Raw genomic sequence first — 17,838 nt, 5'->3', positions numbered from 1 at the left:
GCGCGTCAGCCCGGATGCGCCAGCGCCACGCCGTGGCCGAGCGACAGTTCGAGCAGCGCGCCTTGGGTGTCGGAGGTGGCCAGTTGAAAGCGCGGTTGCGCCTTGACGCCGATTGCCGGTGGGGGGAGATAGCGATAAGCGCGCGGATGCGCCGTCATCAAGTCGCTTTGTAGCACTCCGTCCACGGCACGGTGGTCAGGGACTGGCCGTCGATCATGGTCCAGTTGGCGCCTGCGGCGAAGCTGACCCACAGTTTGTTCCTGCTCGCGTAAGCCATGCTGCCGTCATCGCCGACGAAGAAAGGGGGCGACTCGTTGCTCACGGCCTGGTCCAGATCCACGAGCTTGTCGGCCTTGCCACCGCTGGCGCGGTACAAGGCGGCTGCTTGTACTCCCCACTCCTGCGAATCGTCGCCACCGATGAAGTACAGGGTATGTCCTTGCGCACCGACCAGCACCACGTTGTACGGTGCGGGCGATCCGCCGAAATCGAGGTCCACCCTGGTCCAGGGCCCGCCAGCGCCGGCCTTGCGCACCAGATGGCGGCGCTGGCCGGTGGCGCGCGTGGCTAATTGCACGCCGTCGGCGCCGGTGTGCACGAAGGATTGCGCCGTGACGCCAGCGGCAAGCACGGGAGCGCCGCTGATCGCCTCCCAGGTCTTGCCACGGTCGGCGCTGCGTACCGTGCCAAAACTCGCGCCCACCACGATCTGGCCGGTGGCGCTGGTGCGGGCCCAGTAGATTTTCTGGAACGTGCAGGAACTGCCTTGCGCGGCGCCGGCGGCGACGCACAAACCGGCGAACATGAGCGAGGAGAAGCGCAGGCGGCTACTCCTGCGCATTGACCCGCTCGATCTTCGAGTGCAGCTTGTTCAGCCCTGACAGATAGGCCTTGGCCGAAGCGACGATGATGTCCGGGTCCGAGCCGACACCGTTGACGATCCGCCCCGAGCGCGACAGGCGCATCGTGACCTCGCCCTGCGACTGGGTGCCGTTGCTGATCGCGTTGATCGAAAACAGCACCAGTTCGGCGCCGCTGGCTGCTTCTTTTTCGATGGCGTTGACGGTGGCGTCGACCGGGCCATCGCCCTCGCCTTCGCAGGCGAACTCCTTGCCGCCGATTGCAAACACCACTTTGGCGCGCGGGATTTCGCCGGTTTCGGAGCGCTGCGAGAGCGACACGAAGCGGTAGTGTTCATCTTGCTGCGCGTGTTCTTCATCCGACACCAGGGCCATGATGTCTTCGTCGAAAATCTCGGACTTGCGGTCGGCCAGTTCCTTGAAGCGGGCAAAAGCGGCATTCACTTCAGCCTCGGATTCGAGCACGATGCCCAGTTCGCGCAAGCGTTCCTTGAAGGCGTTGCGGCCCGACAATTTGCCCAGCACGATCTTGTTGGCGGCCCAGCCCACGTCTTCGGCGCGCATGATCTCGTACGTTTCGCGCGCTTTCAGAATGCCGTCCTGGTGGATGCCCGATGCGTGCGCAAAGGCGTTCGCGCCCACCACCGCTTTGTTCGGCTGCACCGCAAAGCCCGTAATCTGCGACACCATTTTCGACGCCGCCACGATCTGGGTCGTGTCGATGCCCAGTTCCAGGCCAAAGTGGTCGCTGCGGGTACGCAGCGCCATGACCACTTCTTCCAGCGCGGTGTTGCCGGCGCGTTCGCCCAGGCCGTTGATGGTGCATTCGATCTGGCGCGCGCCGCCGATCATCACGCCGGCCAGCGAGTTGGCCACCGCCAGCCCGAGGTCGTTGTGGCAGTGGACCGACCAGATGGCCTTGTCGGAGTTGGGAATGCGCTCGCGCAGGCGACGGATGGTGGCGCCGAATACCTCGGGCACGGCATAGCCGACCGTGTCGGGGAAGTTGATGGTGGTGGCGCCTTCGGCGATCACCGCTTCGAGCACGCGGCACAAAAAATCTTCGTCGGAGCGGCTGCCGTCTTCGGGCGAAAATTCAATGTCGTCGGTGTACTGGCGCGCGCAGCGAATCGCAATCTTGGCCTGTTCGAGCACCTGTTCCGGCTCCATGCGCAGCTTCATCTGCATGTGCAGGGGCGAGGTGGCGATGAAGGTGTGGATGCGTTTGCGTTCGGCCGGCGCCAGCGCTTCTGCGGCGCGCGCGATGTCGCGGTCGTTGGCGCGCGAGAGCGAGCAGATGGTCGACTCGCGCACCGCACTGGCGATGGCGCGGATGGCCTCGAAGTCGCCCGGCGAGGCGGCGGCGAAGCCGGCTTCGATGACGTCGACGCGCATGCGCTCCAACTGGCGCGCAATGCGGACCTTTTCATCCTTGGTCATCGATGCGCCGGGCGATTGCTCGCCGTCGCGCAGGGTGGTGTCAAAAATGATCAGGCGATTCGAATTCGTCATGGCGGCTCCATTGGGCAGGGTAAAAAGGCGAGCTTGCGCCGGCCGCCATCGGATCGATGGTCAGCGGCGTTCGCTCTGGTCGACAGGTTCGTCGTCGGTTTGCACGATGCTCACCGGCTTGCCCTTGGCAAGGCGCCATGCGTACACCACATAACCGGACAAACCATAGATAACAAACAGCGGCATCAGCACTTTTGGCGGGTCGATCGAGACCAGCGCCAGCGCCAGCGCGATCAGGAACACGACGATGAAGGGCACCGACTTGCGGAAGTTGACGTCCTTGAAGCTGTAGAACGGTACATTGGTCACCATGGTCAGGCCGGCGAACAGCGCGATGCCCCACGAGATCCACGGCAGTTGGGAACCGGAAAACCCGAGGTCGGTCATCATCAGCACGAAGCCGGCCACCATGGCGGCGGCGGCCGGGCTGGGCAAGCCCTGGAAGAAGCGCTTGTCGACCACTTCGATATTGGTGTTGAAGCGCGCCAGGCGCAAGGCGGCGCCGGCGCAGTAGACGAAGGCGGCCAGCCAGCCGAATTTGCCGAGGCCGCGCAGCGACCATTCGTAGATCACCAGCGCCGGCGCGGCGCCAAACGAGACCATGTCGGCCAGGCTGTCGTACTGGGCGCCGAATTCGGATTGGGTGTTGGTCAGGCGGGCGATGCGCCCGTCGAGGCCATCGAGGATCATGGCGATGAAAATGGCCCAGCCGGCGTGTTCGAAGCGCTGGTTCATGGCCATGACGATGGCGTAAAAGCCGCAGAACAGCGCGGCCGTGGTAAAGGCATTCGGTAACAGGTAAATTCCCCGGCGCCGCATCGGGTTGCCTTCGGCATCGACCCGGCGGCCGATCTTGCTGAAGCGGGACAGTTTGCCGCCCTTCGCTTTCGGGACTGAGGGCTTTCTGCGGCGTGGGAAGGTCGGCATATGTTTCCGTTTCAAGTAATGGGATCGCTGCATCCAAGTAAGTGCGCATAAATTCTTGTAATTTCTGCACACTTACTTAGCCGCGTCCGAAGGTGGAGCGGCCGCCATGAAATTGGCTGGTTTCCCACTCATTATAGTGGGAGCACCGTCAACTTAGCGATCAGATACTTTTACTTGAATTTCACCTTTCCTACAAGACGCATCTGCAAGGTGGTTTCGCCCGGTTCGAAGCTTGGCTCGGCCACTTCGGTGCTTTCAGCCTTGGCGGAGCGCAACATCATCGGGGCGCTGTCTTGCTGGGCGTAGTTGCCCGAACCTTCGTAGTCCAGCGTATCGATCACCGCTTCGCTCATCTTGCGGCCCATCGCGCTGGCGATCGCGGCAACGCGCTCGTTCAGGTTCCTGTAGGTGGCGATCAGGCGCTCGTCGTCGAGCTTACGGATGGTAGCGGGCGCCAGGCCGAAGTTCAGGCCGTTCAGGGCCAGGACCTTTTGCACGGCGGCCGTCATTTTCGGCAGGTTGGCGAGGTTGGTGGTTTTTACTTCCAGATACTGGCCAACCCTCCAGCCGGTCGGCACGAGCGGGCGCGGCTGCGGCTGGCCGTCAGGACGGGGCACCACTTCCGGATAGATCGGGTAAGTGTAGTAGTTGACCGTTTTGAGGATCGCTTTCGGATCTTCGCGGCGCACGATGTCGGTGCCCTGCTTCATCTTCTGGTTGACGCGCGAGGCGGCGGCGGCTTTGTCCTTGTCCTGCTCTTCAATAAAGAAGGTGGCGACGACCTGGTCGTTCGGATGCGTGACTTCACCGTAGGCGGGAACGATCACCAGCGCGCCTGCGGTCGCGAGCGTGTTCTGGGCGAACGCTGGCAAGGCAAAGGCGACGGCGGCAATGAGTGCAATTTTTTTGAGGGACATGATTTTCTCCAGGTGAATGGCAAGCATGCGAGGTAGCGGTACCTCATCAGCTTGGTTAACCCGGACGATAACCGGAATCGGACGAACCACGTACCGTTGTAATCAAAATTTGCAAATTTGGGAAGGTTGCTTACATTTGGGATACATCGCTCCCGCGCGGCGGGAGCGATGCGGGCGACACTTAGTTCTTCGACTGATCGACCAGCTTGTTCTTGGCAATCCACGGCATCATCGCGCGCAGTTTTGCGCCAACTTCTTCGATCGGGTGCTCGGACGTCAAACGACGGCGCGAAATCAGGGTCGGGGCGCCGGCCTTGTTTTCCAGGATGAAGCTTTTTGCGTACTCACCCGTCTGAATATCTTTCAGGCACTGACGCATCGCATCCTTGGTCGCCGACGTCACCACTTTCGGACCCGTCACGTACTCGCCGTACTCGGCGTTGTTGGAGATCGAGTAGTTCATGTTGGCAATGCCGCCTTCGTAGATCAGGTCGACAATCAATTTCAGCTCGTGCAGGCACTCGAAGTACGCCATTTCCGGCGCGTAGCCCGCTTCGGTCAGGGTTTCGAAACCGGCCTTGATCAGCTCGACCGCGCCGCCGCACAGAACCGCTTGCTCACCGAACAGATCGGTCTCGGTTTCTTCGCGGAAGTTGGTTTCGATGATGCCGGCACGGCCGCCGCCGTTGGCCATGGCGTACGACAGGGCGATATCGCGCGCCGAGCCGGACTTGTCCTGGTAGACGGCGATCAGGTGCGGCACGCCGCCACCGGCTGCGTAGGTTCCGCGCACGGTGTGGCCCGGGGCCTTTGGCGCGATCATGATCACGTCGAGGTCGGCGCGTGGCACGACCTGGCCGTAGTGCACATTAAAACCGTGCGCGAAGGCCAGCACCGCGCCCTGCTTGGCGTGCGGCGCCACGTTCTCGGTGTACACCTGGGCGATGTTTTCATCAGGCAGCAAGATCATGATGATGTCGGCGGCTTTGATCGCGTCGTTGACTTCGGCAACTTTCAGGCCGGCTTGCTCGACCTTGGTCCAGGAAGCGCCGCCCTTGCGCAGACCGACGGTGACGTTGACGCCCGAATCGTTCAGGTTCTGTGCGTGCGCGTGGCCCTGCGAGCCGTAGCCGATGATGGCAACGTTCTTGCCTTTAACGAGGGAGAGGTCGCAATCTTTGTCGTAAAAAACGTTCATGATAATTTTCCTATAATTTTTGGTGTGGGACGTGCGCGCCCTGGATCAGGACCGTGGGCACGGATTAAACTTTGAGGATGCGTTCGCCGCGGCCGATACCCGATCCACCGGTACGCACCGTTTCGAGGATGGAGGCGCGGTCGATGGAATCGATGAACGCGTCGAGCTTGCCTTTGTTGCCGGTCAGCTCGATCGTGTAAGTCTTTTCCGTGACGTCGATGATGCGGCCGCGGAAGATGTCCGCCGTGCGCTTCATCTCTTCGCGTTCCTTGCCGACCGCGCGCACCTTGATCAGCATGAGCTCGCGCTCGATGTGCGCGCCTTCGGTCAGGTCGACCACCTTGACCACCTCGATCAGGCGGTTCAGGTGCTTGGTGATCTGTTCGATCACATCGTCCGAGCCGCTGGTGACGATGGTCATGCGCGACAGGGTGGCGTCTTCGGTCGGGGCGACGGTCAGGGTTTCAATGTTGTAGCCGCGGGCGGAAAACAGCCCGACCACGCGCGAGAGCGCACCGGCTTCGTTTTCGAGCAGGACAGAAATGATATGGCGCATTACAAGTCCTCCGAGCCGAGCAGCATTTCGGACAAGCCCTTGCCGGCCTTGACCATCGGCCAGACGTTTTCGGACTGGTCAGTGATGAAGTTCATGAACACGAGACGGTCTTTCATGCCAAACGCTTCTTTCAGCGCGCCATCGACATCGCCCGGCTTGTCGATCTTCATGCCGACGTGGCCGAACGATTCGGCCAGCATCGAGAAGTCCGGCAGCGAATCCATGTAGGACTCGGAATAGCGCGAACCGTAATCGATCTGTTGCCACTGGCGCACCATGCCGAGGAAGCGGTTGTTGAGCAAAATGATTTTCGGCGTCAGGTGATATTGCTTGCAGGTAGCCAGTTCCTGGATGCACATCTGGATCGAGCCTTCGCCGGTGATGCAGGCAACTGTCGCGTCCGGATTGGCCATCTGCACGCCCATGGCGTACGGCAAGCCCACACCCATCGTGCCCAAGCCGCCGGAATTGATCCAGCGACGTGGCTTGTCGAACGGGTAGTACTGGGCCGCCCACATCTGGTGCTGGCCGACGTCGGAGGTAATGAAGGCGTCGCCCTTGGTGATTTCCCACACCTTTTGCACCACCGACTGCGGCTTGATGACCAGGTCGGAATCGGCGTATTTGAGGCACTCGCGCCCGCGCCATTCGCCGATCTGCTTCCACCAGTCCTTGAGCGGCGCGGCGTTGACCTTGGCGTCGGCGGCGTCGAGCTGCGCCAAAAATTCGATCAGCACGTCCTTGACGTTGCCGACGATGGGAATATCGACCTTGACGCGCTTGGAAATCGACGATGGATCGATGTCCACGTGGATGATCTTGCGCGGGTTGGAGGCGAAGTGTTTCGGGTTGCCGATCACGCGGTCGTCGAAGCGCGCGCCGATGGCGATCAAGACGTCGCAGTGCTGCATCGCCATGTTCGCCTCGTACGTGCCGTGCATGCCGGGCATGCCGAGGAACTTGTCGCTTGAGGCGCGGTAGGCGCCCAAGCCCATCAGGGTGTTGGTGACCGGGAAACCGAGCTTGTCGACCAGCTTGTTCAGCTCGGGCGAGGCATTGGCCAGGATCACGCCGCCGCCGGTGTAGATCATCGGACGTTCGGCCTGCAGCAGCAATTGCACCGCCTTGCGGATCTGGCCCGAATGGCCCTTGTCGATCGGCTTGTACGAGCGCATTTCGATATCCTTCGGATAGTCGTAGGCGCATTTGTGCATGCTGATGTCTTTGGGGATGTCGACCAGGACCGGACCGGGACGGCCGGTGCGCGCAATGAAAAACGCTTTCTTGATCGTGGCGGCCAGGTCTTTCACATCCTTGACGAGGAAGTTGTGCTTGACGCAGGGACGCGTGATGCCGACGGTGTCGCATTCCTGGAATGCATCCTGGCCGATCGCGGTGCTCGGCACCTGGCCGGAAATGACGACCATCGGAATCGAATCCATGTACGCCGTGGCCAGGCCCGTGACGGCGTTGGTGACACCGGGACCGGAAGTGACCAGGGCCACGCCGACGGTGTTCGAGCTGCGCGAATAGGCATCTGCCGCATGCACGGCGGCCTGTTCGTGGCGTACCAGGACGTGTTGGAATTTGTCTTGCTTGAAGATGGCGTCGTAGATATACAGTACGGCGCCGCCTGGATAACCGAAAACGTGTTTAACGCCTTCTTCCGCCAGACAACGGACAAGTATTTCGGACCCCGTGATGGTGGCCGATGATTCGTTGTTCATGATACATTCCTTTCAAGACCCATTGGGAGGTGATCGGATGCTCTTTCCTAACGAAATTCGCGTGGCGCGACAGTGCTCAGGCTTCCCTTCTTTCTGCGGTCACGGCGATCTTTCACGTACCCATAGATACGTTACGAACCGACGCTAAACGCAACTCGTTTGGCGTGAGTTTCTGTAGCGATTACTGCGAACCTCTCGCGCTTGTGGCGCGGGTTAGAGCAAACTGCCTACATATGAAAGCGCGTCAGGTCGAGCTTGGCCTTGTGTGGCGTTTTCGACTTGACCATACAGCTTCGGGGTTGCAAAGCGTCATATACCTTACTGCGTTGCACCATTGCGGTCAAGTTAAATCGGTCCGGCGTTGCCGCTTTCGCATCGCCGGGCAGGGCTGCAATGGTAAATACCATGCAAACAGGTCCATTCTTTGCTAGCATGCGTCAGTTTTCTCCAATGCCACAGGCTATGTCCCTGCGGCGCGTCCCTTCCCACCCTCGTTCGCATGGCCACAGACAAAGAGTTATCCGATTTTCTTGAGAATGTCGAACGGCGCGCCTTCAAGCAAGCCGTGTACGCCGTGCGCAAGGATGAAGCTGCGCTCGATATCGTGCAGGACGCGATGATCAAGCTCGCCGAAAAATACGGAGACAAGCCGGCCGCCGAGCTGCCGATGCTGTTCCAGCGCATTTTGCAAAACACCATCCTCGATTACTTCCGCCGCGAAAAAGTGCGCAATACCTGGGTCAGCCTCTTCTCGGGCATGGGCCGGCGCGAGGGAGAAGACGAAGAATTTGATATACTTGAATCGTTTGAGGCGGAACAAGGTTCGGCCTCAGCGGAGTCGAGCGCGGATCAGGTCGAGCGCCAGCAGACCTTGAGCCTGATCGACGCCGAAGTACAAAAACTGCCGGCGCGTCAACGGGAAGCCTTCCTCATGCGTTACTGGCAGGACATGGACGTGGCTGAAACAGCCGAAGCGATGGGATGTTCCGAGGGAAGTGTCAAAACGCACTGCTCGCGAGCGACTCATACCCTCGCCGAATCGCTGAAAGCCAAGGGAATAAAATTATGAACACCGACGATCTGAACTTTGCGTACAAAGTACGCCACGCCCTGAACGACCATCTCGACGCGCTGCCCGCTGAGACGACCGACCGCCTGGCGGCCGCGCGCAAGGCCGCCATGGCCCGCAAGAAGCCGCACGCCCCGGTCAAGGTCGCGCAAACCCAGCTGGCCGGCAATATCGGCGCCCTGTTCTCGTTTTCCTCGCTCGGCCGCATGAGCGTGGCCATTCCACTGATGGCGCTGGTCGCTGGCCTGGCCGGCATTTATCAGTACGAAGAACAGCAGCGCCTCGAAGAAATCGCCGAGCTCGACGCGGCTGTGCTGTCCGACGAGTTGCCGCTGACTGCCTACCTGGACCAGGGCTTCAACGCCTACCTCGCCCAGCGCGCCCAATAAGGATGACGCGCGCGACTTCGTCCCGGCCCTTGCTGGCGCTTGCGCTTGCATTGTTGACAACAAGCGGCATCGCCGCAGCCCAACTGGCCGCACCGGCACCCGCCGGCGCGCCCTTGCCGGCACCGGCCGCCGTGCCGCCGGGGCAGCCGGCAAAGCCGGTCGTGGCGCCCATTTCCACGCCGGCGCCGGCGATTGCCGCCAAGCCCGCACCGGTGGCGGGCAAGCCCATGTGGAAAGACCTGTCGCCGCCCCAGCAAGTCGCGCTCGACCCGCTCAAGGGCGAGTGGGACCGCATGGAGTCGGTGCGCAAGCAAAAATGGCTTGATATCGCCAACCGCTATTCGTCCATGAAGCCCGATGAGCAAGTGCGCATGCAGGAGCGCATGCGCGCCTGGACCCGGCTCACGCCAGACGAACGGCGCGTGGCCCGCGAAAACTACACGCTGAGCAAAAAGATCGACAAGAGCCAGAAATCGGCCGAATGGGAAAAATACCAGCAGTTGCCCGAAGAAGAAAAGAAGAAGCTGGCGCTTGACGCCGCCGCCGCCAAAAAGCAGGTAACCAACTTGCCGCCGGCGACGCAGCTCAAGCCGCTCGCGCCGAGCAAGCCGCCACCGGCTGGCTGTCCGCCTGGCACCATCCGCAACGCCCCGGCGGCCGTGCCGCGCTGCATCGCGAGCCCGTCGGCGGGGACGCCGCTGGCTGTGCCGGCCATCACCGCCCCACCTACCACAGCGCCGACCGCCCCTGCGCCGGCCAATCCCCTTTCCAATGCAAAATAGTAAGACCCCGGTTGCCACGCCCACCCTGAAACGTCGTCTGATCTGCATGGTGTACGAGCTGTTCCTGCTGACCGCCGTGGTCATGTTCGGCCTGCTCGTTTTCCTGCTGATCACGCAGAAAATGAGCCAGGGCGTGATCGAGCATGGCCGCACGGTCGTGCTGTTCCTCGTGCCGGGCGCCTATTTCATCTATTCCTGGACCGGCAGCGGCCATACGCTGGCCATGAAAACCTGGCGCATCAAACTGGTCAAGGTCGGCTATGCGACAGTGCCGCTCAAGGCTGCCGTGGTGCGCTACCTGCTGGGCTGGGGCTGGGTGCTGCCGGCGCTGCTTATCTGCTGGCGCTTTCACCTGACCGGCAAGAGCCAGGTGGCGATCGCGCTGGCGATCAATATCGTGGCGTGGGGCATGACCGTGTTTCTCGACAAGGACCGCCAGTTCCTGCACGACAGGCTGGCCGGCACCCGCCTCATTTCGCTGCCCAAGCCGGTCAAGGCCGACAAGGCGGCCAAGCCGGCCCAGGCGTGATCACGGGGGCGACATGAGCGAGGCCTTGTGTCCCCTGTGCGGCCGGCCCCTCGGCACACGCAATGTCGACCGCCATCACCTGATCCCCAAGACCTACAAGGGGCGCGAGCAGTTCGATATTCACAAGATCTGCCACCAGAAAATCCATTCGACCTTCACCGAGCATGAATTGTTCAAGTCCTTCCATACCTGGGAGGCCTTGCGGGAGCACGAGGATATCCGGGCGTTTATCGATTGGGTCGCAAAGAAGGACCCGGCGTATTTCTCGCGCAATGTGCGCTCGAATAGCAAAAAGAAGCGTCGAGCATAATCCACTTGGCTCTTCATTATCAATCGGTTAATATCTTGCTTGAGAAGGCTTAGGTTGGGCTTCCTTCTATCATAAGACCAGTCTGATCGATTTCCTTCTCACCTTAAAACGGATCATGGTTCGCGCCTGAATCCGTTTTTCTATTTGGACCAGCATGCTTCCCGTTTTTTCCGAAACCCACGCGATTTTCTTGCGGCGCCGCTCGACACTGTTTATCCCCGCCGGCACCGGGCATCTGCCCGAAACCTTCCTGCAAGCCTTCGACCTCAACCTGGCCGTACTCGGTTACGTTGCCTCGCTGCGCCTGCGCACGCGCCTGCGGACATTGACGGCGCAGGCGCTCACTGGCGTTCAGACTTGGCTATGGGCCATCCTGTCCACGCAAGTGGGCGCAGATCGCCAGCACACGCCACTGTTCCGGCACTTTCCCGATGACGTACCAAGCGACACCGGCGCGCTGTGGATACGCAAGGTCCTGACCCATTTCATGCAGGCCGAGGAACAGCCCTGCCTGCACTGCGGCCAGCGCAACACGACGCATGTGCTCAAGCCATGCCAGCACGTCGTGTGCGATGCCTGTTTCGACGGAAGCAATTACAGCGCCTGCCCCGTCTGCGAGCACCATGTCGACCGGACCTCCCCTTTCTTCACGCCTGACCAGGCGCTGCCGCTGCCGGCCGAGCGTGTACGCCTGAAACTGCTCCGCCTCGGTGATGACCTTGACGCTGGAGTGCGGGCGCTGGTGCTGTCGATGTGCGAACGCAAGCAGGTAATGTCGCCGCTCGATACGGGCGACTTTACAACGCTGGTGAGCGACTACGGACTGGACGTGCTGGCGTCGATTCCCGGACGGATTCCAGTGCGGGAAAATATCGCCCTGCTGTTCGGCACCTTGCTGCAGCGCTGCGAGCCTGGTGCGGTAATGGCGGCTGCGGCAGCCCATATCAACACCGCCACCGACGTGATCCGCCTGATTGCCGCTTACTCCGGGGCCGATCCCGCCTTGCACAAGCAGATCAGATACAAGCAGGTCCCAACGTCGCAAGTGAGAGGCATCAAGCGCTTTGCCGCCTACTATGGACCGGGGGGATTCGGACATGAGCAGTCAACGTGCATGCTCGAGGTACACGTCAAGCGCTTCAAGGTGGCCAGACTGAGCCGCCCTCTGCGCCGCGAGCTGCTCGGTTTGCTGGACCGTTTGCCAGTTCAATCGCTGGTCGAAGACATGCTGCGTCATCAGTCTTACTGGGTATGGGTTGGCCAGTTCCTCCATCCCGATGAATATCGGAAGCGCTATCCGCAGGTGGCATTCGCCTTCAGCGTAATCCGAAAAAAGGGGGTGGATGGTACGCCCGCGCCAGCGTTTGAAACCTACTACACGAAGCTGGAAAAAGCGGTCATGCGCAAGGATGCCAGCGCCATGATCGCGCTGCTGCGGCAGCGGCCGGGCGAACTGGCGCGGCGCTTCGACCACGCCTTGCGCGTGGCCGACGGCGACAGTGCTGCGAGCGCACAACTGCTGGCCGCCTTCGCGACCTGCGTGGCGCAGTTTTCAACGCCGGTCCTGCTCACCTTGTGCGCCCTGCTACCCACCCGCGCCCACGTCGGCAGCACCCGGATCTTTTGGCCGGCAAGCAACATCGTGACAGGCGTGGTCGCGCCCGACCATCGACCGGCCTTGCCAAAAGCAGTGATCGACCAATCGCTGGCCCTGATCGAGCGCGCGCTGCTGGCGCGTTTCTCGGCCAAGCCGCATTTCGGCGACTTCCTGATCGATGTTGCCTTGACCGACATCATGGCGCCGTTCAACGAGCGCACGGCAAGCCGCTCGGCTGTTCAGTTGCCGCGCGGGTCCACGCTGGCAGTCCCCCAAGGCAAGAAAGCGCGCCTGTTCCTGCACTGGTGCGAACCGCAGGACGGCGACGCTTATGCCAACTCCGACCTCGATCTGGGGGTCGGATTCTACGATGAAGATTGGAAGCTTGTCGGTGAATGCTCATACTGCGAGCTCACCTGGCGGGGACGCGATGGCGAAACCATTGCCATCAGTGCCGGCGATCTGCGCAACGCGCCCTTTCCCGATGGCGCGACCGAGTTCATCGACCTCGATTGCGAGCTGGCGCGCCGTCATGGCGTGCGCTATGCGGTCATGGAGATCAACAATTATTCCGGCTTGCCCTTCGAGGCCCTGGAACATGCGTTCGCCGGCCTGATGTTCCGCGACGACGTGCAGGGCGCGCACTTCGACCCACGCACGGTGGCGTTGAGGTTCGACCTGCAAGGCCAGAAAGGCGTATTCATGCCCATGGTGTTCGACCTGGAGCAGCACCGCTTGCATTGGCTGGATGTGTATTCGGGGGATGGCTTCGAATACAACGACGTGGAAACGTCGGACACGGCCGTCAAAACCGTCTGCCCCGCCATGATCGCCTACTTCGCCAGTGGCGTGCGCACGAATATGGCCGGGCTGGCCCTGCTGCATGCCGCTGCGCGTGGGCAGCGCGTCATCTTGCGGGGCGACGGCATGCAGGCGATGGTGCGCCGCGACGGTGAGGACAATGCCGGCTTCCTGGCGCGCCTGCGCGCGTGGAACGCGAACGAGGTGGACGTCGTCACGATCCTGCCGCAACAGCCGCTGTTTGCCGCCTTGCTCGACGCCGACATCGTGCTGCCCGAGAACAGCGTCGTGTACGCGCTCAGGCCCGGTGTGACGGCGGCGGCCATCGCCGCCAGCGACCTGATTTCCTGATACGTGTCGGCCCTCAGGAGCGCTCGTAGTCGCGCAGGTAGCGCCACTGCCAGCTACACGTTATCGGGGTCGTCGATTCGTTTCCAGTTGACGCCGTCGAACACCAGCAGCCAACGCTCCGCGACAACAAGTAGTTGTCCATCTGCGGAATCGAGCGCGACGCACGAAAAACTCCCCTGTTTCGTGTCAATCGCGTGCAGGCCATCGGGTTCGAGCCGATACAACCCCTTGAGGCCACCGACGTAGACCAGCCCGTTGAAGGAGGTAAGCGCGTAAAAATCGTCGTTCACGCCGGTCTGCAACGCCTGGAATCCCTTGTCATTGCCGCGCAGCAGAACGCCTGGCTCGCCGGCCGCGTAAGTCCAGCCATCAGCGGCACAGTGAACGCAATGTAGATTTGCATTGGTCGGCGATTCGACCTCAATCCACGTCGCGCCATCGAATCGAAAAATCAGGCCCGCTCGCCCCACACAGTAAATCTCCTGTTCCGACAAACCATCGATTGCATTCATATTGCGTTGCGTATTGCTGGCGGCGACCAGGGCTTGCTTGATCGGCAATCCCTGCTTCATGTAGTCGCCAAGATCGAACGCTTTCAATCCTTGATCGAGAATTGCCCATTTCCCCGAGCTGCGGCGGAAGACCTTGCCGCCAAAGCCGCACACATACAATGCAGTGCCGATCTGTTTCACGTCCGTTAATGACGCAATGCCATGTCCATCCTCCGCGCCCGGCAGCACCCCATCGTCGGTGGCCTTGGCGCCTGGCCAATACAGGCCGACGATACCGCTTCCTTCTTCAAGCGCGATGGAGGCCCGTCTTGCTTCAGTCGGCGTGGGGCGCATGACGCAAACCGAACTGACTTGCCAATCGCGCTTTTGGTAGATCCATTTTCCCTGCACGTACCACTCTATGATGCCGAGATCGTATTCATCGATGGGCTGCGAATCCAATCTGCAGGAAAACAGGTAGATATCTTTTTCGACAACGCAGCCATCCAAAAAGGTGACCGAAGTTTTTGTACTATCCATTTAAATTCCTCGCGTTATCACAGAATCCCAAGCGATTCTTACGATCGGCTACCTGCCGATGAATCGCGAGCAAGCCGACCGGTTCGTCCAAGTGATCGCCGCTGCGAGCGCAGCAGTCTGATCGTGACCAGCAATCTGCCGTTCGGGCAGTGGGATACGACGTTTGCGCAGGAAACCACCTTGACTACAGCGCTGCCGGACCGCCTGCTGCACCGCGCGCACATCGTGCCGATCACGCGCGAAAGCTACCGGATCAAGCATCAGCGCCAGGCCGGCACGAGGCGCGCAAGCGAGGTCACGGAAATTGCTTGAACACATGGTGTGTTCGGTGACAGAGGTGATTCAGTCTTAAATCGCTGGCACTACGAATACTGTATCAGTTTTGAATCAACGTTGACACCAGCGATTTGATTTCGTTGTGTTGTTACGGAGCAGGCCTCAGAAGCGCTCGTAGTCGTGCAGGTAGCGCCACTGCCCCGACGGCAGGCTGGCCATCGGCACGCGGCCGATGCGCAGGCGCTTGATGCTGACAATGCTCAGGCCCACCAGGCGGCACATGTGCATCAGCTGGCCGGGCTTGACGTTCTTGAGCGCGAAGCGCAGGCGCGTTTCGTTCTGCCAGCTGACCTTCATCGGCGGGATTTCCTTGCCGTTGAAGGTGAGGCCGTGATTGAGCAGCGCCAGGCCGCCTTCACGGATGTCGCCTTTGACTTCCACCACGAACTCCTGCTCGACGCGCGCGCCTTCATCGACGAGTTTGCGCGCCACGCGGAAGTCCTGGGTGAACACAACGAGGCCGCTGGCCTTGGTCTCCAGCGGGGATGTCAATGTCAGTCCGCTCAAGTGGCGCTTCAGGAAGCGCTGCTTGCCATGTTCGGCCACCAGCAGGTTTTCTTGCGTGAGCAGGTTCAGGGCCGCTTCGGCGTCCGAGTCCGCCCCGGCGCTGTAGCCGGCCGGCTTGTGGAACAGGATAGTCACCGGCGCCAGTTCGACCAGGGTGGCGTCGGCGTGGATGACGACGTCCTGCTCGTCGGCCACGCGCGCGCCGGCTTCTTCGACGACCACGCCGTCAACGCTGATCCATCCTGCGGCGATGTACTTGTCGGCTTCCGCGCGCGAGCACGGCATCATTTCGGAAACGCGCTTGGCGAGGCGGATGGTGGAATCGGTCATGAAGCTTGGTGCCAGTCTTTAAAAAATGTGGTGAATACGGCGACGACGCGCTCGACGTCGGCGGCCGTGATGTTGAGGTGCGTGACCAGCCGCGTATGCTGGCCGACGGTGGCGCGGATATGCTCGCGCGCGAGCGTGGCGCGCAGGGCCTCGCAAGCCGCTGGCGGCACCTCGATGTAGAAAATATTGGTCTGCGGCGTGGCCACCTTGAGCTGGGTGATCTGCGCCAGTGCGCGCGACAGCCTGGCCGCATTCGCATGGTCATCGGCCAGGCGCTGCACGTTGTGCTCCAGCGCATAAAGACCAGCGGCTGCGATCAAGCCGGCCTGGCGCATGCCGCCGCCGAGCATCTTGCGCCAGCGCTTGCCCTGTTCGATAAACGCTCTGTTCCCCAGCAAGACCGAACCGACCGGCGCCCCGAGGCCCTTCGACAGGCACACCGACACGCTGTCGAACCCGGCGCAGGCCTCGCGCAGGCTGATGCCCTGCTTGACGGCGGCGTTGCAGATGCGCGCGCCATCAAGGTGGGTGGCCAGGCCGCGCGCATGCGCGAGCGAGGTGGCCGCCGCCATGTAGTCGGCGCCGAGCACGCGCCCGCCGATGGTGTTTTCCAGCGCCAGCACGCGGGTGCGCGCAAAGTGCATGTCGTCGGGCTTGATGTAGGCGTCGATGTCGCTTAGTGCGATGCTGCCGTCCGGCTGGTTGGCGATCGGCTGCGGCTGGATGCTGCCCAGGACCGCTGCGCCGCCACCTTCGTACTTATAGGTGTGCGCTTCCTGGCCGACCAGGTATTCGTCGCCGCGCGCGCAATGCAGCAGCAGCGCGATCAGGTTGCTCTGCGTGCCGGACGGCGCGTACAGGCCGGCCTCGAAGCCGAACATCCCGGCGGCGGTATCCTGCAAGCGATTGACGGTGGGGTCGTCGCCGTACACGTCGTCGCCCACGGGCGCAGCGTGCATGGCGTCGCGCATGGCGTCGCCCGGTTGGGTGACGGTGTCGCTGCGCAGGTCGATCCAGGGTGTGGCGTGGCTCATGTCGTCGATTCGGCTTCGGCTAAATGCTGCGTGTAGAAACGCTCGCCCATTTCTTCCAGGCCGAGCGTGGCGAGGACTTCCCGCAAGCGTTCGGTGGGACGCTTGCGCGGCAGGTTCTTGTAGCTGGCGATGATCAGCTCATTTTTCATCGAGTGCTCCCAGCCCACCAACTCCGTCACGTTGACCTGGTAGCCGTGCGCTTCGAGCTGCAGGCAGCGCAGCACGTTGGTGACCTGGCTGCCGAATTCGCGCGTATGCAGCGGGTGGCGCCAGATTTCGGTCAGGGCGCTCTTGCCCAGGTCCTTGCCCTTGTTTTTCTTGAGGACGGTGGCCACTTCGGCCTGGCAGCACGGCACCAGCACCATGAATTTGGCGCGCTTTTTCAGGGCGAAGTCGATCGCGTCGTCGGTCGCCGTGTTGCAAGCGTGCAGTGCGGTGACGATGTCGATTTGCTCCGGCAGCTTGTCGGAGCGGGTCGATTCGGCCACCGACAAATTCAGGAACGACATGCCGGGAAAGCCCAGCTTGTGCGCCAGCGCGGTCGACTTTTGCACCAACTCTTCGCGCGTCTCGATGCCGTAAATGCGCGAGCCGTCATCCAGGCCTTTGAAAAACAGGTCGTACAGGATGAAGCCAAGGTAGGACTTGCCGGCGCCATGGTCGACCAGCGAAATGGCGGCGTGATCTTCCTGAATCTCCTTGAGCAGCGGCTCGATGAACTGATACAGGTGGTACACCTGCTTGAGTTTGCGGCGGCTGTCCTGATTGAGTTTGCCGTCGCGCGTGAGGATGTGCAGTTCCTGCAGCAGCGCGATCGACTGGCCCGGACGGATCTCGGGCGCCAGCGTTTCAGCCGGCTTTGCCTTCTCGGCCGTGCTGTCAGCGCGCTTCATCGATCCACGCCGCTTGTATCGCTTCGAGTACCTTCTCGCCGCCGCGCGTGCGGTCGTCGTCGAAGCCGTCGAGTTCAAGCACCCAGTTGTGCAGGTCGACGAAACGCACCGCGGCCGGATCGACCTCGGGGAATTTGTCGCACAGCGCTTCGGCGATGGCCGTAATGTCGCTCCATTTCATG

20 protein-coding genes and 1 pseudogene are annotated in these 17,838 nt (G+C 61.6%); 7 read left to right on the top strand and 14 right to left on the bottom strand.

All coding sequences use genetic code 11. The features are described 5' to 3' along the window. Positions 1-5 precede the first annotated feature (5 nt). The 9 genes from F2P46_RS06545 to F2P46_RS06505 form a co-directional block, all read right to left on the bottom strand. Entirely contained in the window at positions 6-158 is a 153-nt protein-coding gene (locus tag F2P46_RS06545) for a hypothetical protein (protein ID WP_166886455.1), read from the bottom strand. Beyond that, entirely contained in the window at positions 158-841 is a 684-nt protein-coding gene (locus tag F2P46_RS06540) for a hypothetical protein (RefSeq protein ID WP_166886452.1), read from the bottom strand. Before F2P46_RS06540 ends, F2P46_RS06545 begins: the two co-directional genes overlap by 1 nt. Further along, positions 828-2,372, bottom strand: a complete 1,545-nt coding sequence (locus F2P46_RS06535) for a 2-isopropylmalate synthase (protein ID WP_166886450.1) — start codon at positions 2,370-2,372, stop codon at positions 828-830. The genes F2P46_RS06540 and F2P46_RS06535 overlap by 14 nt, the downstream gene beginning before the upstream one ends. A 60-nt stretch (positions 2,373-2,432) precedes the next feature. Beyond that, positions 2,433-3,299, bottom strand: coding sequence for a CDP-diacylglycerol--serine O-phosphatidyltransferase (gene pssA, locus F2P46_RS06530; protein ID WP_166886447.1), 867 nt, complete (start codon positions 3,297-3,299; stop codon positions 2,433-2,435). Between the two features lie 170 nt (positions 3,300-3,469). Further along, positions 3,470-4,216 carry an SIMPL domain-containing protein gene (locus F2P46_RS06525; protein ID WP_208296528.1) on the bottom strand — a complete coding sequence of 249 codons (747 nt, stop codon included), beginning with the start codon at positions 4,214-4,216 and terminating at the stop codon, positions 3,470-3,472. Positions 4,217-4,397: 181 nt separating this feature from the next. Further along, entirely contained in the window at positions 4,398-5,414 is a 1,017-nt protein-coding gene (ilvC, locus tag F2P46_RS06520; RefSeq protein ID WP_054263690.1) for a ketol-acid reductoisomerase, read from the bottom strand. Between the two features lie 64 nt (positions 5,415-5,478). After that, on the bottom strand, positions 5,479-5,970 hold the full coding sequence (ilvN, locus tag F2P46_RS06515) for an acetolactate synthase small subunit (protein WP_054263691.1): 492 nt from the start codon (positions 5,968-5,970) through the stop codon (positions 5,479-5,481). Next, positions 5,970-7,697, bottom strand: coding sequence for an acetolactate synthase 3 catalytic subunit (locus tag F2P46_RS06510; protein ID WP_166886444.1), 1,728 nt, complete (start codon positions 7,695-7,697; stop codon positions 5,970-5,972). The genes ilvN and F2P46_RS06510 overlap by 1 nt, the downstream gene beginning before the upstream one ends. A 227-nt stretch (positions 7,698-7,924) precedes the next feature. Next, entirely contained in the window at positions 7,925-8,104 is a 180-nt protein-coding gene (locus F2P46_RS06505) for a hypothetical protein (protein WP_166886441.1), read from the bottom strand. A gap of 92 nt (positions 8,105-8,196) precedes the next feature. Between F2P46_RS06505 and F2P46_RS06500 the strand changes: the two genes are divergently transcribed. From F2P46_RS06500 to F2P46_RS06475, 6 genes are all read left to right on the top strand, one after another. Then, positions 8,197-8,766, top strand: a complete 570-nt coding sequence (locus tag F2P46_RS06500) for an RNA polymerase sigma factor (protein WP_166886438.1) — start codon at positions 8,197-8,199, stop codon at positions 8,764-8,766. Continuing rightward, positions 8,763-9,155 carry a DUF3619 family protein gene (locus tag F2P46_RS06495; protein ID WP_166886435.1) on the top strand — a complete coding sequence of 131 codons (393 nt, stop codon included), beginning with the start codon at positions 8,763-8,765 and terminating at the stop codon, positions 9,153-9,155. Before F2P46_RS06500 ends, F2P46_RS06495 begins: the two co-directional genes overlap by 4 nt. A gap of 50 nt (positions 9,156-9,205) precedes the next feature. Then, complete coding sequence (locus tag F2P46_RS06490) at positions 9,206-9,937, top strand: DUF3106 domain-containing protein (protein WP_267875831.1); 732 nt, start codon at positions 9,206-9,208, stop codon at positions 9,935-9,937. Next, the gene (locus F2P46_RS06485; protein WP_166886433.1) at positions 9,927-10,466 is read left to right on the top strand and encodes an RDD family protein; all 540 of its coding nucleotides are present in this window, start codon (positions 9,927-9,929) and stop codon (positions 10,464-10,466) included. The genes F2P46_RS06490 and F2P46_RS06485 overlap by 11 nt, the downstream gene beginning before the upstream one ends. 13 nt (positions 10,467-10,479) lie before the next feature. Continuing rightward, a complete protein-coding gene (locus F2P46_RS06480; RefSeq protein WP_166886430.1) occupies positions 10,480-10,776 on the top strand; it encodes a hypothetical protein in 297 nt (98 codons plus the stop codon). A gap of 154 nt (positions 10,777-10,930) precedes the next feature. After that, positions 10,931-13,525, top strand: a complete 2,595-nt coding sequence (locus F2P46_RS06475; RefSeq protein WP_166886428.1) for an MXAN_6230/SCO0854 family RING domain-containing protein — start codon at positions 10,931-10,933, stop codon at positions 13,523-13,525. Between the two features lie 53 nt (positions 13,526-13,578). On the opposite strand, the gene F2P46_RS06470 is transcribed toward F2P46_RS06475, so the two are convergent. After that, entirely contained in the window at positions 13,579-14,556 is a 978-nt protein-coding gene (locus tag F2P46_RS06470) for a hypothetical protein (protein ID WP_229509122.1), read from the bottom strand. Between the two features lie 43 nt (positions 14,557-14,599). Here F2P46_RS06470 and F2P46_RS37520 point away from each other — a divergent pair. Beyond that, positions 14,600-14,868: pseudogene (locus F2P46_RS37520) on the top strand (ATP-binding protein); the annotation flags it as partial. A 126-nt stretch (positions 14,869-14,994) separates the two neighbouring features. On the opposite strand, the gene F2P46_RS06460 reads toward F2P46_RS37520, so the two are convergent. Genes F2P46_RS06460 through iscX form a run of 4 tightly spaced genes read right to left on the bottom strand, consistent with a single transcriptional unit; the run spans position 14,995 to position 17,837 of the window. After that, positions 14,995-15,729 (bottom strand): rRNA pseudouridine synthase, encoded by a 735-nt coding sequence (locus F2P46_RS06460; RefSeq protein ID WP_166886420.1) that lies wholly within the window; start codon positions 15,727-15,729, stop codon positions 14,995-14,997. Beyond that, positions 15,726-16,763: a low-specificity L-threonine aldolase gene (ltaE, locus tag F2P46_RS06455; RefSeq protein ID WP_166886417.1), complete on the bottom strand. Its 1,038-nt coding sequence runs from the start codon at positions 16,761-16,763 to the stop codon at positions 15,726-15,728. The genes F2P46_RS06460 and ltaE overlap by 4 nt, the downstream gene beginning before the upstream one ends. Continuing rightward, on the bottom strand, positions 16,760-17,656 hold the full coding sequence (locus F2P46_RS06450; protein WP_166886414.1) for an SAM-dependent methyltransferase: 897 nt from the start codon (positions 17,654-17,656) through the stop codon (positions 16,760-16,762). The genes ltaE and F2P46_RS06450 overlap by 4 nt, the downstream gene beginning before the upstream one ends. Continuing rightward, a complete protein-coding gene (iscX, locus tag F2P46_RS06445) occupies positions 17,643-17,837 on the bottom strand; it encodes a Fe-S cluster assembly protein IscX (RefSeq protein WP_166886412.1) in 195 nt (64 codons plus the stop codon). Before iscX ends, F2P46_RS06450 begins: the two co-directional genes overlap by 14 nt. Position 17,838: the final 1 nt, after the last annotated feature.

The organism is Massilia sp. CCM 8734, from assembly GCF_011682155.1.
GTDB lineage: Bacteria > Pseudomonadota > Gammaproteobacteria > Burkholderiales > Burkholderiaceae_D > Telluria_A > Telluria_A rubra.
Note: the sequence above shows the minus strand (reverse complement) of the source record. Positions and strands in the feature narration are given on the sequence as shown.

Coding starts and splice junctions, on each gene's coding strand:
- iscX (WP_166886412.1), bottom strand. CDS start 17,837: ATGAAATGGAGCGACATTACGGCCATCGCCGAAGCGCTGTGCGACAAA.
- F2P46_RS06450 (WP_166886414.1), bottom strand. CDS start 17,656: ATGAAGCGCGCTGACAGCACGGCCGAGAAGGCAAAGCCGGCTGAAACG.
- F2P46_RS06475 (WP_166886428.1), top strand. CDS start 10,931: ATGCTTCCCGTTTTTTCCGAAACCCACGCGATTTTCTTGCGGCGCCGC.
- F2P46_RS06485 (WP_166886433.1), top strand. CDS start 9,927: ATGCAAAATAGTAAGACCCCGGTTGCCACGCCCACCCTGAAACGTCGT.
- F2P46_RS06470 (WP_229509122.1), bottom strand. CDS start 14,556: ATGGATAGTACAAAAACTTCGGTCACCTTTTTGGATGGCTGCGTTGTC.
- F2P46_RS06525 (WP_208296528.1), bottom strand. CDS start 4,216: ATGTCCCTCAAAAAAATTGCACTCATTGCCGCCGTCGCCTTTGCCTTG.
- pssA (WP_166886447.1), bottom strand. CDS start 3,299: ATGCCGACCTTCCCACGCCGCAGAAAGCCCTCAGTCCCGAAAGCGAAG.
- F2P46_RS06540 (WP_166886452.1), bottom strand. CDS start 841: ATGCGCAGGAGTAGCCGCCTGCGCTTCTCCTCGCTCATGTTCGCCGGT.
- F2P46_RS06495 (WP_166886435.1), top strand. CDS start 8,763: ATGAACACCGACGATCTGAACTTTGCGTACAAAGTACGCCACGCCCTG.
- F2P46_RS06535 (WP_166886450.1), bottom strand. CDS start 2,372: ATGACGAATTCGAATCGCCTGATCATTTTTGACACCACCCTGCGCGAC.
- ilvN (WP_054263691.1), bottom strand. CDS start 5,970: ATGCGCCATATCATTTCTGTCCTGCTCGAAAACGAAGCCGGTGCGCTC.
- F2P46_RS06500 (WP_166886438.1), top strand. CDS start 8,197: ATGGCCACAGACAAAGAGTTATCCGATTTTCTTGAGAATGTCGAACGG.
- F2P46_RS06545 (WP_166886455.1), bottom strand. CDS start 158: ATGACGGCGCATCCGCGCGCTTATCGCTATCTCCCCCCACCGGCAATC.
- F2P46_RS06480 (WP_166886430.1), top strand. CDS start 10,480: ATGAGCGAGGCCTTGTGTCCCCTGTGCGGCCGGCCCCTCGGCACACGC.
- F2P46_RS06510 (WP_166886444.1), bottom strand. CDS start 7,697: ATGAACAACGAATCATCGGCCACCATCACGGGGTCCGAAATACTTGTC.
- F2P46_RS06505 (WP_166886441.1), bottom strand. CDS start 8,104: ATGGTATTTACCATTGCAGCCCTGCCCGGCGATGCGAAAGCGGCAACG.
- F2P46_RS06460 (WP_166886420.1), bottom strand. CDS start 15,729: ATGACCGATTCCACCATCCGCCTCGCCAAGCGCGTTTCCGAAATGATG.
- ltaE (WP_166886417.1), bottom strand. CDS start 16,763: ATGAGCCACGCCACACCCTGGATCGACCTGCGCAGCGACACCGTCACC.
- ilvC (WP_054263690.1), bottom strand. CDS start 5,414: ATGAACGTTTTTTACGACAAAGATTGCGACCTCTCCCTCGTTAAAGGC.